Origin of the sequence: Proteus sp. G4415 (assembly GCF_963896075.1) — a bacterium.
Classification (GTDB): Bacteria; Pseudomonadota; Gammaproteobacteria; order Enterobacterales; family Enterobacteriaceae; genus Proteus; species Proteus mirabilis.
Genome location: NZ_CAWQOK010000129.1, coordinates 1 through 13618, shown reverse-complemented (window position 1 = coordinate 13618; position 13618 = coordinate 1). Strand labels below are relative to the sequence as shown.

Here is a 13618-nt window from a genome sequence, read left to right as displayed (position 1 = left end):
TCAATGGAAAAATAATATCGTATCAAATTAAATTCCTATGTTGTTTAATCCATCATAATGAAAAAAGAGCCAAGCTCATAATGAACTTGGCTCTTAACATTTACACTTTGTCTTGATTATAAAATCAACTTATTTTTTCTTTTTCGCTTTTGGATTTGGCAGGTCAGTGATGCTACCTTCAAATACTTCCGCAGCCATACCGATTGATTCGTATAGCGTTGGGTGAGCGTGGATGGTTAATGCGATATCTTCAGCATCACAACCCATTTCAATAGCTAGACCAATTTCACCTAACAGTTCACCACCGTTAGAGCCGACAATTGCCCCACCGATAACACGGTTGGTTTCTTTGTCAAAAATCAGTTTAGTCATACCATCTGCACAGTCTGATGCAATTGCACGACCAGATGCTGCCCAAGGGAAAGTTGCTACTTCATAGCTAACACCTTTCTCTTTCGCTTCTTTTTCAGTCATACCAACCCATGCAACTTCTGGCTCAGTATAAGCGATTGATGGAATAACTTTAGGATCAAAGTAATGTTTCTTACCAGAGATAACTTCCGCAGCAACGTGACCTTCATGAACACCTTTGTGTGCCAGCATTGGTTGACCAACAATATCACCAATAGCAAAGATGTGAGGTACATTAGTACGCATTTGTTTATCAACATGGATAAAGCCACGATCATCAACTTCAATACCAGCTTTACCTGCGTCTAATAATTTACCATTTGGTACACGACCGATAGCAACTAATACAGCATCATAACGTTGAGGCTCAGCAGGTGCTTTTTTGCCTTCCATTGTGACATAGATACCATCTTCTTTTGCTTCAACGGCGGTCACTTTGGTTTCTAGCATCAGATTGAATTTTTTGCTGATACGTTTAGTAAAGACTTTAACTACGTCTTTATCTGCCGCTGGGATAACTTGGTCGAACATTTCAACCACGTCAATTTGTGAACCCAACGCATGATAAACGGTACCCATTTCCAAACCGATGATCCCACCACCCATGACCAGTAAACGCTCTGGTACTGTTTTCAGTTGTAGTGCATCTGTTGAATCCCACACACGTGGATCTTCATGTGGAATAAAAGGTAATTCGATTGGACGAGAGCCTGCGGCAACGATAGCATTTTCGAAAGTGATTGTTGTTGTACCTTCACTACCTTCAACAGACAATGTATGTGAGCCTGTGAATCGAGCTTCGCCGTTAACAACATTTACTTTACGGCCTTTAGCCATGCCAGCTAAGCCACCAGTTAACTGAGAAATAACTTTGTCTTTCCAGATGCGAATTTTGTCGATATCTGTTTTCGGTGCATCAAAAACGACACCGTGTTCAGATAATGCTTTCGCTTCTTCGATTACTTTAGCAACGTGGAGTAACGCTTTAGAAGGGATACACCCCACGTTCAGACAAACACCACCTAATGTAGAGTGACGTTCAACTAAAACTGTATCTAAACCTAAGTCAGCGCAACGGAACGCCGCGGAATAACCCGCAGGGCCTGCACCGAGAACCACTACCTGTGCTTTAATTTCAGTACTCATCGTGACCTCATTATTTATTTGTCCGGCGAGTCAGACGATAATCCATATTTAACACCGAGACTTACATACCGCATGCAGTTTACAGAAATGTTAATAAACTGAAAAGCGCTCTAACATGACAGATCTCACAACCTAGAATGTATGACTGCAAAATCTGTCACGGCAATCAGAGAAACCGGCGCTTAGCACCGGTTTAGATGATTACATTACCAAACGACGTAAATCGCTCATGTACTGATTAATCAGAGTGATAAATCGAGCACCGTCAGCACCATCAATCACACGGTGATCGAAAGATAATGACATTGGTAACATTAAGCGTGGTACGAACTCTTTACCGTTCCAGACTGGTTTCATCGAAGAACGAGACAGTCCCATAATCGCAACTTCTGGCGCATTAACGATTGGTGCAAAACCGGTAGTACCGATACCACCAAGGCTAGAAATAGTGAAGCATCCGCCTTGCATATCAGATGCAGTCAGTTTACCTGCACGTGCTTTCTTAGAAACTTCTGCTAATTCATAAGAGAGTTCTAAGATGCCTTTTTTGTTTACATCTTTAAACACAGGTACAACTAAACCGTTAGGTGTATCTACGGCGATACCGATATTGATGTATTTTTTCAGGATCAGTTTCTGTCCATCTTCTGAAATTGAGCTGTTAAAGCGAGGCATATCAGCCAGTGCTTTAGCCGCTGCTTTCATCACAAAGACTAATGGCGTGATCTTAACATCCAGTTTTTTCTTCTCAGCTTCTTTATTTTGCTGTTTACGGAATTCTTCAACCTCAGTGATATCTGCTTCATCAAACAGATTAACATGAGGGATCATTACCCAGTTACGGCTTAAGTTAGCGCCAGAGATTTTCTGGATACGGCCCAATTCAACTTCTTCAATTTCACCAAATTTACTGAAGTCAACTTTCGGCCAAGGCAACATACCTGGTAATCCACCACCAGCATTAGCAGGTGCAGATTCAGCACGTTTAATTAACTCTTTCACATAAGACTGAACGTCTTCACGTAAGATACGTCCTTTACGACCGGTTCCTTTAACTTTCGCTAAGTTCACACCGAATTCACGTGCTAAACGGCGGATAACAGGTGTTGCATGGACATAAGCTTCGTTTTCAACAAATTCTTCTTTTGCTGCTGGTGCAGAAGCAGGCGCTTTTGCTGGAGCAGAAGGTGCTGCTGATGTAGATGTTGCAGGCGCAGCTGGCGCTTGTGCTGCTGGTGCGGCACCGGCAACTTCAAAGGTCATGATCAGTGAGCCTGTTTTCACTTTATCACCGACAGCAATTTTGATCTCTTTTACTACACCGGCAAAAGGTGCTGGAACTTCCATAGAAGCTTTATCACCTTCAACCGTGATCAGAGATTGCTCTTCAGCAATGGTATCACCCACTTTCACCATCACTTCGGTGACTTCAACTTCATCACCACCGATATCTGGTACATTAACATCTTTAATTGCAGAGGCTGCTGGTGCTGATGCTGCAGGAGCCGGAGCTGATGCAGAAGGTGCTGGCGCGCTACCTGCTACTTCAAATACCATGATAAGAGAGCCTGTGCTCACTTTATCACCGACAGCAATTTTGATCTCTTTTACTACGCCAGCAAAAGGTGCTGGGACTTCCATTGAAGCCTTGTCACCTTCAACCGTGATCAGAGATTGCTCTTCTGAAATGGTATCACCTACATTGACCATCACCTCGGTGACTTCAACTTCATCACCACCGATATCTGGTACATGAACTTCTTTCAGTTCGCTCGCAGCAGGTGCGGCAGCAGAAGGCGCAGGAGCGGCTTCTTGAGCGGGTGCCTGAGCACCCTCTTCAGTATCAAAGATCATGATAAGAGAGCCAGTTTCGACTTTGTCGCCCACGGCAATTTTGATCTCTTTAACAATACCCGCTTGTGGTGATGGCACTTCCATAGACGCTTTATCGCCTTCTACGGTGATCAAGGATTGTTCTTCCTCAATACGATCACCGACTTTCACCATCACTTCGGTGACTTCAACTTCATCTGCACCGATATCAGGGACTTTAATTTCAATAGACATTCACTTTACCTCTTACGCCAGACGTGGGTTTACTTTTTCAGGGTTGATGTTGTATTTTTTGATTGCTTCTTCAACAACCTTCACATCAATCTCACCACGTTTAGCTAATTCGCCTAATGCAGCAACAATCACATAAGAAGTATCAACTTCAAAGTGGTGACGCAGATTTTCACGGCTATCTGAACGACCGAAACCATCTGTACCTAAGACACGATAGTCGTCAGCTGGCACATAAGTGCGAACTTGTTCTGCAAACAGTTTCATATAGTCTGTTGAAGCAACAGCGGGTGCATCATTCATGATTTGAGCAATGTATGGTACACGAGGCTCTTCTGATGGATGTAGCATGTTCCAACGTTCACAATCTTGACCATCACGAGCCAATTCAGTGAATGATGTTACACTGTACACATCGGAACCAATACCATATTCAGTTGACAGAATTTGTGCTGCTTCACGTACGTGACGTAAAATAGAGCCAGAACCCAGTAACTGAACTTTACCTTTCGCGCCTTCCAGAGATTCCAGTTTATAGATACCTTTACGGATACCCTCTTCTGCTCCAGCTGGCATTGCTGGCATATGATAGTTTTCGTTTAACGTTGTGATGTAGTAATAAACGTTTTCTTGTTTATCACCATACATACGCTCTAAACCATCTTGCATAATGACAGCAACTTCATACGCGAAGGCCGGATCGTAAGAGATACAGTTAGGAATAGTCAGTGATTGAATATGGCTATGACCATCTTCGTGTTGTAAACCTTCACCGTTTAGCGTTGTACGACCTGAAGTACCACCAATTAAGAAACCGCGTGCTTGTTGGTCACCCGCAGCCCAACATAGGTCACCAATACGTTGGAAACCAAACATTGAGTAGTAGATATAGAATGGGATCATTGGCAAGTTGTTAGTGCTGTAAGATGTTGCAGCCGCTAACCAAGATGCACCCGCACCCAGTTCGTTAATACCTTCTTGCAGGATCTGACCTTTAACGTCTTCTTTATAGTAAGCAACTTGCTCACGATCTTGAGGCGTATATTGCTGGCCATTCGGGCTGTAGATACCGATTTGACGGAACAGACCTTCCATACCGAAAGTACGTGCTTCATCAGCAATAATAGGGACTAAACGATCTTTAATAGATTTGTTTTTCAACATTACGTTCAACGCACGAACGAATGCGATAGTAGTAGAAATCTCTTTAGATTGTTCTTCTAATAACTGGCTGAAATCTTCCAGTGTAGGAATTTCTAATTTTTCATCAAAACGAGTACGACGAGCAGGTAAGTAACCTTCTAGTTCCTGACGGCGAGCATGCAGATATTTGTACTCTTCTGAATCTTTATCAAAAGTGATATAAGGCAGTTCTGCTACTTTCTCATCGCTAACAGGGATATTGAAACGATCACGGAAATGTTTCACACCGTCCATGTTCATTTTTTTCACTTGGTGAGCGATGTTTTTACCTTCTGCCGTTTCACCCATACCATAACCTTTGATGGTCTGAGCTAAAATAACGGTTGGTTTATCTTTGGTTTCTTTGGCTTTTTGGAATGCCGCAAAAACTTTCTTCGGATCGTGACCACCACGGTTTAACGCCCAAATTTCGTCATCAGTCATATCTTTAACTAATGCGGCAGTTTCTGGGTAACGATTGAAGAAATGCTCACGAACATAAGCACCGTCGCGAGATTTGAAAGTCTGGTAGTCACCATCCAGTGTTTCATTCATTAACTGGATCAGTTTACCGGAAGTGTCTTTACGTAGTAGTGCATCCCAACGGTCGCCCCACATCACTTTGATCACATTCCAGCCAGCACCGGCGAAGATACCTTCTAATTCGTTAACAATTTTGCCGTTACCTGTAACTGGGCCATCAAGACGCTGTAAGTTACAGTTAACCACGAAGCACAGGTTATCTAATTTTTCGCGTACAGCGATAGTGATAGCACCTTTAGATTCTGGCTCGTCCATTTCACCATCACCTAAGAACGCATAAACACGTTGCTTAGTGGTATCTTTTAAGCCACGGTGATCTAAATATTTCAAGAATTTTGCTTGATAAATCGCAGATAGTGGCCCCAAGCCCATTGAAACGGTTGGGAACTGCCAGAATTCAGGCATTAATTTAGGGTGTGGATAAGAGGATAAACCTTTACCACCAATTTCTTGACGGAAGTTATTTAATTGCTCTTCAGTCAGACGCCCTTCTAAGAATGCACGTGCGTAGATCCCCGGAGAGATATGACCTTGGAAGTAAACTAAGTCACCGCCATCATTGTCATTATGAGCACGGAAGAAGTGGTTAAAGCAAACTTCATATAAAGTTGCAGAAGACTGGTATGACGCCATGTGTCCGCCGAGTTCCAAATCTTTTTTGGACGCGCGCAGAACCATCATTACTGCGTTCCAGCGAATAGCAGAACGGATACGACGTTCCAATTCCAGATTGCCAGGGTAAGCGGGTTCATCTTCAACAGGAATAGTATTGATATAATCACTGTGTACAGAGCCACCTAAAGCAATATCAAGACCGCCATTACGGGCTTGTTTTAATACCTGATCAATCAGGAACTGTGCACGCTCAACACCTTCTTCACGGATGACCGAGTCGATCGCTTGTAACCAATCGCGAGTTTCGATCGGATCCACGTCATTTTTCAGCATATCTGACATGGTGTATTCCTTATCTGTTATCTGTTTCTAATGGTTATAGGAGCCTATCTTCCCGTGATACCACGGGGATATGACGGGAAGATAGGCCCTGCTGTTATTACCGCTACCCCTGAATATTGCAGGGAGATAGGTAGTACAGACTCAGCGGTCAGGATCTGTGCTACTAAAATAAATCAGGATGTTGTTGGAGCCGGCGCAAAGAACGCTCACGACGAGTATGTTCACGACTCATATCCAACAAAACATCTTCAATAAAGGCCAGATGGCGGTGTGAAGCTTCACGGGCTGCTTCTGGCTCTCTATTAATAATCGCCTGATAAATCTGTGTGCGATGCTCACTTACAGCAGTTAACATCTCTTTACGTGTATAAAGAAACTCAAAATTTTGTCGGATATTCTGCTCAAGCATTGGCACCATACACCTTAATAAGTGTAGCAAAACGACATTATGAGCAGCTTCCGTAACGATTAATTGGTATTGCAATACCGCATCCGACTCCGCCGCGATATCCCCTTTATCATGGGCATCAATAATGCGAGCATGACTGGCTTTAATACGCTCAAGATCATCATCAGTACCGCGTAATGCAGCATAATAAGCCGCAATACCTTCAAGGGCATGGCGTGTTTCTAACAGATCAAATTGAGATTCTGGATGCCCACTGAGGAGTTGAGCGAGAGGATCGCTAAAGCTTTGCCAAAGGTTATCTTGCACAAAGGTTCCACCACCTTGGCGGCGTAATAAAAAACCTTTTGCTTCCAATTTTTGGATTGCTTCACGCAATGAAGGACGCGATACATCAAATTGCTTTGCCAGCTCACGTTCAGGCAGGAGTTTTTCCCCCGGACGTAGGGTGCCTTCTAAAATAAGATGCTCAAGTTGTTGTTCTATCACATCAGAAAGCTTTGGTTGGCGGATCTTTGTGTAAGCCATATTGCTAGAAGCCATTATTGGATAACTATTACCTTGGTTATTGAAATGTCAATTGGTAATACCAATTTAATGTAATGGATAATAAAGTAACAAAGTATTTACTAACTGTCCATACAGTTGTTGAGCGAAATCATAAAAACCTGCAAATTTTAACAAATTATTTGATAAATTCATCAAATTTGATAACTAGATCGCATTATTAGAAAAGATTAAAAACACTATTTTTTAACATTGATTAAACACATAAACAGTCACACTGAAGCGTGACAGCATTCATATATTGATTATCAATGCAAAAATATCAATTATTAATGCATTTTGTTGTGTTATTTTGCTAATAGTGCTCGGTAATATGACCAATTAAAATGAGGTCCCGGATCTGTTTTCCGACCAGGTGCGACATCACTATGTCCGGTAATATTTTCTTTAATGCCCGGATAGTGTTCAATAAGTTGCTGAGTGAGTGTCGATAATTGCTGATATTGCAGCGGCGTAAAGTCACACTCATCGGTTCCTTCTAGCTCAATACCAATCGAGAAATCATTGCATTTCTCTCGCCCTTTATAGAAGGAAACCCCGGCATGCCACGCTCGTGCCGTAAAAGGCACATATTGCACAATTTCACCATCACGGCGAATTAAACAGTGCGCAGAAACACGCAGATGTGCAATCTCATTAAAAAAAGGATGATCATCAACAGCAAGCGTATTGGTAAACAGTTGATCAATATAAGGTCCACCAAATTGCCCAGGAGGAAGACTGATATTGTGGATAATCAACAATGAAGGGATTTCACCTTCAGGTCTATTGTCATAATTTGGCGATGGAACGTGTTTTACTCCCGTTAGCCAGCCTTGCTTAATCTCCACAACACCCCTCTTTTTTCTACATTTAAAATCATATTAGCTATTTTTATTAATAATATCCGCCAATTAATGCGAACTTGCTCTCAATAATAGTGGTTAATTTTGTATCACGCCTTTTTCTTTTCGATATTTTACTCAATTCTTAGCTTCTCTATTCGCCAATAAAACGCTTTTTTCTCATACTTCAACAGGTTATTTATCAAGGAGAGAAAAATGAATACATTAAATTATCACTCAACAGAGAATGGATTCACGCTAATGGAATTGATGATTGTGATTGCCATTATCTCAATTTTAAGCTCAGTGGCGATCCCTGCTTATCATGGTTATATCCAAAAGGCCGCCTTAACTGATGTATTACAAACCCTGTCGCCTTATCGTTCTGCAGTGGAACTTTGTCACTATGAACATCAATATAACCAATGCCATGCTGATGCCAGTTTTATGCCTCAACAATTTCGTAGTCGATACCTTACTGATATTCATGTTGCCAATGGCGTTATTAGTGCAAAAGGTAAGGCTCAACTAGAAGGGCTAACCATCGTAATGACTCCTGCAACAAACAGTAAAGAGACACTTCCCCATTGGCAAATTAACTGCACATCAACTAACACCGCGTTACAAAAGCTATGCCATAAGGTTTTTAAATCTCATTAAAACAATCTAACGACAACCTCAACCAAGGTGGAAAAGCCAATAGGCTCTGTTTCTAGCCCTTACCATCCATAAATCATTTATCGTAAAAAAAGAGCTTTCATGAATAATACTATCCATACAGCAACAGAGTTTATTGAGCAATTGTTACGTCACAGCCTTGCTCAACGTGTTTCTGATCTTCATTTAGAGCCACAACAAAATAGCCTGAGAATTCGCGCGAGAATTGATAATCATCTAGTGTTGTTTTCTCCCCCTGACAATCAATTAGCTAACGAGATCCTGACACGTTTAAAAATCCTCGCGAATATTAATATTGCCGAAAAACGCCTACCACAAGATGGTCAATTTAATTGGTCTTACCAGAAAAACAATTATTCAATACGTGTTGCGACACTTCCTACTTTATATGGAGAAAAAATAGTTTTACGGCTCATGAATAATCTGCAACAGCCACAATTAGCACAGTTAGGTTTTCAAACAATTCACCTAACACTATTAAAAAAATATCTTACTCAACCTCAGGGAATGATTTTAGTCACCGGCCCCACAGGGAGTGGTAAAACTTTAACACTCTATAGTTGTTTACAATATTTAAATAAAGATAATCGTAATATTAATAGTATTGAAGATCCTATTGAGTTACCTCTCCATGGCATTAATCAAACACAAATAACAGAAAAAGCTGGTATTACTTTTGCAACAATATTACGGGCACTATTACGCCAAGATCCCGATGTTATTATGATAGGTGAAATACGTGATCAACAAACAGCAGAAATAGCAATAAAAGCGGCACAAACAGGCCACCTAGTTTTATCAACACTGCATACTAACTCTACCCAAGCAACACTCGCCCGTTTGGCTAATTTAGGCATCGCAAAAGATTTAATCGACTCTTGTGTAAAATTAATTATTTCTCAACGTTTAGTTCGTTGCTTATGTAGCAACTGTAAATACCCATCACCTGAACAGAAAAATTTCATTATTAATAATCAACAAATTATATTACCCAATTGGCAAGCAACAGGTTGTCAATTTTGTTATTCCGGCTACAAAGGCAGAACAGCTATTTATGATTGTTTTGAACTTGCCAAGCAATCACTCCCCTCACCTTACGCACTATTTAACTCAGGTATTGAACTGATAAAAAAGGGGATCACGTCTTTAGATGAAGTTTATCAAGTAGTCGGAGATATTGAATGAAATTACATTTTATCTATCGCTATAATGCATTAACTTATCAAGGAAAATGGCTAAGTGGCAACGTTGTCGCTCAATCTAAACATGAAGTTATTGATCAACTTATTCAACAACAAAAATTACCAGTAAAAATTCGCCTATATAGGGTAATAATCTTTCAAAATAGTGATAAACAATACCGCATTCAACTTCTTGAACAGTTAGCGTTATTACTTCATTCAGGCTTAGCACTTTTGCCCGCATTAACACTGCTTAAAGAAGAATGTCGTTATTTACATTGGCAATGTGTTTTAAATGATATTATTTTTCACCTAAATCAAGGAGGCGCGCTGTCTAAACAGTTAAGTCGTTATCCACTCTATTTTCCTGCTAATTTAACCCATTTTATTTATATTGGTGAAGAGAGTGGTAAGCTTGATGAAGTTCTCTTATTACAAACAATACAATTAAAAAACCAGCGGGATTTAATAAAAAAAATAATAAAAGCTTTTCAGTATCCTCTATTCTTATTATTAACATTAATCGTTATTACAATATCTATGTTGATCTATGTTTTACCTGAATATCAATCTTTATACAGTGCATTTAATACTGAGCTACCGATGCTAACATTAACCTTAATTAGATGTTCTCAATGGTTTTCTCAATATAGTTTAATTATCCTGCTGTTTATATTAATAATTTCTTATAGCTATTACACTATTAAACATCACAATGCTAAATTTCGCGACATTGAACAACGATGTTGGCTTAATCTTCCTTACTTGGGCATCTTATTAAGATATCACCAGCTACATATTATTTTTCAGATAATGACGATTACACAACAAGCTGGATTACCACTATTACAGGGATTAAAAATTATTACAGAGCAATTAACGCATTCACTGTATCAACGAGCACTCACTGATATGATAGCGCATATTACTCAAGGCAAATCACTTAGCTCATTTATGCGACATAATCCTCTATTCCCGCCAATCTGTTATCAATTGATCTCTTCAGCAGAAAATTCTGGACAACTACAGTTTTTTTGCCAGCAACTTACCCACTGGTTTTATCATCAATTAGAAGAACGTCTTGATAGTGTAAAAACATGGCTTGAGCCTATTTTAATGACACTGATCGCATTGATTACTGGCACGCTTATTATTGCGATGTATCTTCCGGTGTTACAACTAGGTGATACCATACATTGATGCTAGCAATATCCTAAAGTCATTAACAATGCGTCTAATAATCAAAACATCAGTGATACAATGCATCATCATTACATTTTGATATATTAATAGCCGATTAAGCGAAGATTTAGCCACTTACTGTAAGCTAGGCTGTCAGGGTAGCAGAAAATCGCTTATCATAATAACTGAATAAAACCCAAATATTGCGGTTATTATCTTGTGATAAAAATCAGTTTAAGCTTTAGAATATCGCAATCAACAGTAAATTTTGATTAATTAAAAATAGACGAACGCAATGACTTATACAGTTGCTCTTACAGGTGGTATTGGTAGTGGTAAAACAACCATCGCTAATGGTTTTGCCTCACTCGGCGTCCCTCTTGTGGATGCGGATGTCATTGCACGATTAGTGGTAGAGCCAGATTCGCCGGGATTAAAAGCCTTACAGCAACACTTCGGTGACACAATTTTATTGCCTGATGGCAAGTTAAATAGAGCGCAATTACGTCATATTATTTTTCAAAATCAACAAGAAAAAGCGTGGGTAAACCAGTTACTCCATCCACTTATACAACAAGAGACGCAAAAACAAATTCAACAAATTCGCGCCCCTTATTTTATTTGGGTTGTTCCTTTATTAGTTGAAAATAAACTAACACATTTAGCCGATCGTATTCTTGTGGTTGATGTGACTGAAGAAGAACAAATTACCAGAACTATGCAACGTGATGGTGTAAGCCGAGATCATGTACTCAAAATTTTACAAGCCCAAGCTAAAAGAGAACAACGATTAGCCGTTGCTGATGATATTATTGAAAATCACGATAATAGCTTAAATCAAGATGAACAAATAAAACAACTTCATCAGCATTACTTAGAATTAGCTCAAAAAAGCAATACAGGACAATAGCCATGAGTGAAGAAACCTCAACAATTATTTTTGAACACCCGCTTAATGAGAAAATGCGTTCATGGCTTAGAATTGAAAACTCATTAATTCAATTAAATAGTTTTCAATCTATTAATTCATTATCTTCTGCATTATCTTTTTTTCGTGCCGTTTCAGAATTTATTGAAGTTTTAGATCGCGGGGAGATCCGCGCAGAGCTACTTAAAGAGTTAGAAAAAAGACAAAAAAAACTGCAACAGTGGTTATCCTTTCCTAATGTCGATAAAGAGATTGTCAGTCATATTATTAATGAGTTATCAGAAAGTGCTTGCGCATTAAGTAAAGCACCACGTATTGGACAACATTTAAAACAAGATAAAATCATCAGCTTAGTAAAACAACGCCTCAGTATTCCGGGAGGATGTTGTAGCTTTGACGTCCCTACTTTGCATTTGTGGTTAAATCTTCCTCAAACGGTGCGTACTGAAAAGTTAACTTGTTGGCAGGAAGGGTTATATCCTCTACAAAATGCATTAAATGCCCTATTAACACTTATTCGTCAATCAGATACATTTAAACCGGTATTAAGCCATAATGGTTTTTATCAAGACAGTACGGAAGAAGGTGAATTATTACGGATCAAGCTACTTGCCAGCCAGCAAATTTACCCTCAAGTCTCAGGACACAAAAACCGTTATGCTATTCGCTTTTTGCCTCTTGACAGTGAGCATGGCACAATCCCTTCTGAACTACCTTTTGAGATTTCATGTTGTTAATATAGCTTAATATCAACAACAGAAATCATCTCAATTAAATTCAGGAGAGATAATGAGCGAAAAATTAATAGTGAAATGCCCAACATGCCGAACCGAGGTAATATGGGATGAAAGTAGCCCTTATCGTCCTTTTTGTTGTAAGCGTTGCCAGTTAATCGATTTAGGCGAATGGGCGGCTGAAGAGAAGCGAATTCCAAGTCAAAGCGAAAGCAATGACAGCGATGAATGGAGTGAAATGCCAGAGCAAGATCCTAAGCCGTTTAATTAAACGCCCACAGCATACTCATACAGCCACAACAATCATGAAGTGGCTGTATTGATTATTTTTGCAATAAGGCAACAATAGAGCGATTAGCTGGCGGAAAATCTTCGGCATTTAAGGACATAATAGGTACCCAGCGGGAAAGTTGCCCCTCTTTACCGTAAGGTTTATTTTCCCACTCTGTGACTAAAAAGAATGATAATGTAATATGCCTATCAATAAAATCATGCTCTACCGTTTCAAGCAACTGGCATTGTGTCACATTAATACCTATTTCTTCTTGCAACTCACGGTATAATGCCTGCTCTGGCGTCTCTTTATCTTCTAGTTTTCCACCAGGAAACTCCCAATATCCTCCCATATGAGATGTCAAAGGACGTTGGGTAATAAATACATTATTTTGCTTATCACAAATCACACCTGCAGCAATATGTAGTTTTTTTTTATCTATCATAAACAGCCTTATTAGATCATACGTTTCACTGACAAACTTCACCATTATACCGTAGATCCAATAGTATGAGGTTGATTTTCTTTCTTCACTATTCGG

At 39.7% G+C, this 13618-nt stretch carries 12 protein-coding genes; 6 read left to right on the top strand and 6 right to left on the bottom strand.

Going from position 1 to position 13618, the window contains the following annotated elements:
• Positions 1-129: 129 nt before the first annotated feature.
• The 5 genes from lpdA to ampD all read right to left on the bottom strand — a co-directional run bounded on the left by lpdA (position 130) and on the right by ampD (position 8106).
• Positions 130-1557, bottom strand: coding sequence for a dihydrolipoyl dehydrogenase (lpdA, locus tag AACU95_RS13830; RefSeq protein ID WP_004244077.1), 1428 nt, complete (start codon positions 1555-1557; stop codon positions 130-132).
• A gap of 201 nt (positions 1558-1758) precedes the next feature.
• A complete protein-coding gene (gene aceF / locus AACU95_RS13825) occupies positions 1759-3624 on the bottom strand; it encodes a pyruvate dehydrogenase complex dihydrolipoyllysine-residue acetyltransferase (RefSeq protein ID WP_141192202.1) in 1866 nt (621 codons plus the stop codon).
• Between the two features lie 12 nt (positions 3625-3636).
• The gene (gene aceE / locus AACU95_RS13820; RefSeq protein WP_004244080.1) at positions 3637-6303 is read right to left on the bottom strand and encodes a pyruvate dehydrogenase (acetyl-transferring), homodimeric type; all 2667 of its coding nucleotides are present in this window, start codon (positions 6301-6303) and stop codon (positions 3637-3639) included.
• Between the two features lie 163 nt (positions 6304-6466).
• Positions 6467-7237, bottom strand: coding sequence for a pyruvate dehydrogenase complex transcriptional repressor PdhR (gene pdhR / locus AACU95_RS13815; RefSeq protein WP_012368227.1), 771 nt, complete (start codon positions 7235-7237; stop codon positions 6467-6469).
• A 326-nt stretch (positions 7238-7563) separates the two neighbouring features.
• Positions 7564-8106 (bottom strand): 1,6-anhydro-N-acetylmuramyl-L-alanine amidase AmpD, encoded by a 543-nt coding sequence (gene ampD, locus AACU95_RS13810; RefSeq protein ID WP_017627935.1) that lies wholly within the window; start codon positions 8104-8106, stop codon positions 7564-7566.
• Between the two features lie 210 nt (positions 8107-8316).
• On the opposite strand from ampD, the gene ppdD reads away from it, so the two are divergent.
• The 6 genes from ppdD (at position 8317) to yacG (ending at position 13074) form a co-directional block, all read left to right on the top strand.
• A complete protein-coding gene (ppdD, locus tag AACU95_RS13805; protein WP_004248548.1) occupies positions 8317-8760 on the top strand; it encodes a prepilin peptidase-dependent pilin in 444 nt (147 codons plus the stop codon).
• A 99-nt stretch (positions 8761-8859) separates the two neighbouring features.
• On the top strand, positions 8860-9963 hold the full coding sequence (locus tag AACU95_RS13800) for an ATPase, T2SS/T4P/T4SS family (RefSeq protein WP_004250359.1): 1104 nt from the start codon (positions 8860-8862) through the stop codon (positions 9961-9963).
• Positions 9960-11159 (top strand): type II secretion system F family protein, encoded by a 1200-nt coding sequence (locus AACU95_RS13795; protein WP_161737093.1) that lies wholly within the window; start codon positions 9960-9962, stop codon positions 11157-11159. Before AACU95_RS13800 ends, AACU95_RS13795 begins: the two co-directional genes overlap by 4 nt.
• 277 nt (positions 11160-11436) lie before the next feature.
• On the top strand, positions 11437-12051 hold the full coding sequence (coaE, locus tag AACU95_RS13790; protein ID WP_004244087.1) for a dephospho-CoA kinase: 615 nt from the start codon (positions 11437-11439) through the stop codon (positions 12049-12051).
• A gap of 2 nt (positions 12052-12053) precedes the next feature.
• Positions 12054-12806: a cell division protein ZapD gene (gene zapD, locus AACU95_RS13785; protein WP_004244089.1), complete on the top strand. Its 753-nt coding sequence runs from the start codon at positions 12054-12056 to the stop codon at positions 12804-12806.
• 52 nt (positions 12807-12858) lie between these two features.
• Entirely contained in the window at positions 12859-13074 is a 216-nt protein-coding gene (yacG, locus tag AACU95_RS13780) for a DNA gyrase inhibitor YacG (RefSeq protein ID WP_004244091.1), read from the top strand.
• Positions 13075-13126: 52 nt separating this feature from the next.
• On the opposite strand, the gene mutT is transcribed toward yacG, so the two are convergent.
• A complete protein-coding gene (gene mutT / locus AACU95_RS13775; RefSeq protein ID WP_017627934.1) occupies positions 13127-13522 on the bottom strand; it encodes an 8-oxo-dGTP diphosphatase MutT in 396 nt (131 codons plus the stop codon).
• Between the last annotated feature and the right edge of the window lie 96 nt (positions 13523-13618).

Excerpts from the sequence above, each read along its gene's own strand:
- zapD (WP_004244089.1), top strand. The coding sequence starts at position 12,054 with ATGAGTGAAGAAACCTCAACAATTATTTTTGAACACCCGCTTAATGAG.
- lpdA (WP_004244077.1), bottom strand. The coding sequence starts at position 1,557 with ATGAGTACTGAAATTAAAGCACAGGTAGTGGTTCTCGGTGCAGGCCCT.
- AACU95_RS13800 (WP_004250359.1), top strand. The coding sequence starts at position 8,860 with ATGAATAATACTATCCATACAGCAACAGAGTTTATTGAGCAATTGTTA.
- aceF (WP_141192202.1), bottom strand. The coding sequence starts at position 3,624 with ATGTCTATTGAAATTAAAGTCCCTGATATCGGTGCAGATGAAGTTGAA.
- AACU95_RS13795 (WP_161737093.1), top strand. The coding sequence starts at position 9,960 with ATGAAATTACATTTTATCTATCGCTATAATGCATTAACTTATCAAGGA.
- mutT (WP_017627934.1), bottom strand. The coding sequence starts at position 13,522 with ATGATAGATAAAAAAAAACTACATATTGCTGCAGGTGTGATTTGTGAT.
- pdhR (WP_012368227.1), bottom strand. The coding sequence starts at position 7,237 with ATGGCTTACACAAAGATCCGCCAACCAAAGCTTTCTGATGTGATAGAA.
- coaE (WP_004244087.1), top strand. The coding sequence starts at position 11,437 with ATGACTTATACAGTTGCTCTTACAGGTGGTATTGGTAGTGGTAAAACA.
- yacG (WP_004244091.1), top strand. The coding sequence starts at position 12,859 with ATGAGCGAAAAATTAATAGTGAAATGCCCAACATGCCGAACCGAGGTA.
- aceE (WP_004244080.1), bottom strand. The coding sequence starts at position 6,303 with ATGTCAGATATGCTGAAAAATGACGTGGATCCGATCGAAACTCGCGAT.
- ppdD (WP_004248548.1), top strand. The coding sequence starts at position 8,317 with ATGAATACATTAAATTATCACTCAACAGAGAATGGATTCACGCTAATG.